Origin of the sequence: Variovorax sp. 22077, assembly GCF_052044195.1 — a bacterium.
Lineage (GTDB): Bacteria > Pseudomonadota > Gammaproteobacteria > Burkholderiales > Burkholderiaceae_C > Variovorax > Variovorax atrisoli.
Map to the genome: position 1 here is coordinate 1 of NZ_JBQEQC010000062.1, position 2,376 is coordinate 2,376.

General features: G+C 65.4%; 2 protein-coding genes. Both read right to left on the reverse strand.

The window, feature by feature from the left end; translation table 11 throughout:
• The coding region (istB, locus tag ACTJLF_RS34435; RefSeq protein ID WP_440884875.1) for an IS21-like element helper ATPase IstB at positions 1 to 703 on the reverse strand (703 nt) is incomplete at its 3' end.
• Positions 693 to 2,270: an IS21 family transposase gene (istA, locus tag ACTJLF_RS34440; RefSeq protein ID WP_132801624.1), complete on the reverse strand. Its 1,578-nt coding sequence runs from the start codon at positions 2,268 to 2,270 to the stop codon at positions 693 to 695. The genes istB and istA, both read right to left, overlap by 11 nt.
• Between the last annotated feature and the right edge of the window lie 106 nt (positions 2,271 to 2,376).

Below are 2,376 nucleotides of genomic sequence, written 5' to 3' on the forward strand. Positions count from 1 at the left end.
CCAGAATATGGCAGTGATGCGTGAGCCGGTCCAGCAGCGCCGTCGTCATCTTCGCATCGCCGAAGACGCTGGCCCACTCGCTGAAGCTCAGGTTGGTGGTGATCACGACGCTCGTGCGTTCGTAGAGCTTGGACAGCAGATGGAACAACAGCGCACCACCTGAAGCGCTGAATGGCAGGTAGCCCAGTTCGTCGAGCACCACCATGTCCGCGTACATCAGCCGGTGCGCGATGTGGCCAGGGTTGCCACTGGCCTTCTCTTGCTCGAGGGCATTGACCAACTCCACCGTCGAGAAGAAGCGCACCCGCCGATGATGGTGTTCGATGGCCTGCACGCCCAGCGCTGTCGCGATGTGGGTCTTGCCTGTGCCCGGCCCGCCCACGAGCACCACGTTCTGCGCGTCGTCCATGAACTCGCACCGATGCAGTTGGCGAACCAGGGCTTCATTGATCTCGCTGTTGGCGAAGTCGAAGCCGGCGAGGTCCCGGTAGGCTGGGAAGCGGGCCAGCTTCAACTGATAGGCCACCGAGCGCACCTCCCGTTCGGCCGTCTCGGCCTTGAGCAACTGCGAGAGCATCGGCTGCGCGGCCTCGAAGGCCGGCGATCCTTGCTCGGCCAGCTCCGCCACGGCTTGGGCCATGCCGTGCATCTTGAGTTCGCGCAGCATGATCACGATCGCGCCGCTGGCTGGGTCATGTCGCATGGCGCACCTCCTGGCAGCTCACCCAGTTGCGCGACCTGCTGGCGGCGCAGGCGCGCCCCCTGAGCGTGTCGTAGCGAAGCACATCGGCCTTCGGCTCGTTCACCAGGCGCAGCGCCTGCGGCGCCGTGACGGGCGCCGGCGCAATGGGCTTGGCATCGAGCAGGCGATGCAGCACGTTCAACACATGGGTCTTGCTGGCCACGCCGGCTTCCAGCGCCAGCTCGACCGCGGTCAACACGGCCTGTTCGTCATGGTGCAGCACCAGCGCCAGGATCTCCACCATCTCGCGGTCGCCGCCTGGTTGCTTCATCAACGCGGCCTGCAGCCGCCTGAAGCCTTGCGGCAGCTCGCTGAACGGCGCTCCGTTCCTGAGCGCTCCTGGCTTGCGTTGCAGCACTGCCAGGTAGTGCCTCCAGTCGTAGACGGTGTGGCCCGCGGTGTCGTGGCGCCGGCCAATGATGCGCTTGTGCTCGCAAACGATCTGGCCCTCGGCCGCTACCACCAGGCGCTCGGCATACACACGAAGACTCACCGGCCGGTTCGCGTAGGAGGCCGGCACGCTGTAGCGGTTGCGCTCGAAGTGCACCAGGCAGGTGGGGGAGACACGCTTGGTGTGCTCGACGAAGCCATCGAAGGGCCTGGGCACCGGCATGAGCAGCGCACGCTCCTGCGCCCAGACTTCGGCGATGGTGCCCGGCAGCTTGCCGTGGGCGATCTCGCCCCACAGCGCCTTGCAGCGCTCCTCCAACCAGCTGTTGAGCAGCGCCAGCGTGGCAAACGCAGGCACGGTCTGCCACAGCCGGTGCCGCGCATCGCGCACGTTCTTCTCCACCTGGCCCTTCTCCCAGCCGGAGGCCGGGTTGCAGAACTCGGCCTCGAACAGGTAGTGGCTGACCATGGCGCCGAAGCGCGCGTTGATGTCTCGCTCCTTGCCGCGGCGTACCTTGTCCACGGCCGTCTTCATGTTGTCGTAGATGCCCCGTCGCGGTACGCCGCCGAGCACCTCGAAGGCCCGGTTGTGCGCGTCGAACAGCATCTCGTGGGTCTGCAGCAGATAGGCGCGCACGATGAACGCGCGGCTGTGGCTGAGCTTGAAGTGCGCCACCTGCAGCTTGGTGCGCTCGCCGGCGATGACAGCCCAGTCCTCGCTCCAGTCGAACTGGAATGCCTCGCCAGGGCCGAAGGCCAGCGGCACGAAGGTGCCGCGTCCGGTGGTCTGCTGCACTTCGTGGCGGTGCGCATACCACTGGCGTGCAAAGGCCGCCACGCGGTTGTACGACCCCTGGTAGCCCAGCGCGGCCAAGTCGGCGTGCATCTGCTTGAGCGTGCGGCGCTGCTTGCGGGACTTGGACGCTTCGCTCTTGAGCCAGCCGCTGAGCTTCTCAGCGAAGGCGTCGAGCTTGCTCGGGCTGATGCGCTTCGCGTAGCTGGGCGCCGCCTCGCCCTCGCGAAGGTACTTGCGGATGGTGTTGCGAGACAGGCCCGTGCGCCGGGCTATCTCTCGAATGGACAGTTGCTCTCGCAGTGCCCAACGTCTGATGACACTCAGTGTCGCCACGTCAATCACTCCTGTGCTCCTGCTGCTAAAAGCAGCAGGTTAGGGTTATCACGTGGGTCAGATTTAGATGGAAATCACACGGCCAAGTGGGTCACTTCTGGATGGAAATCAACAC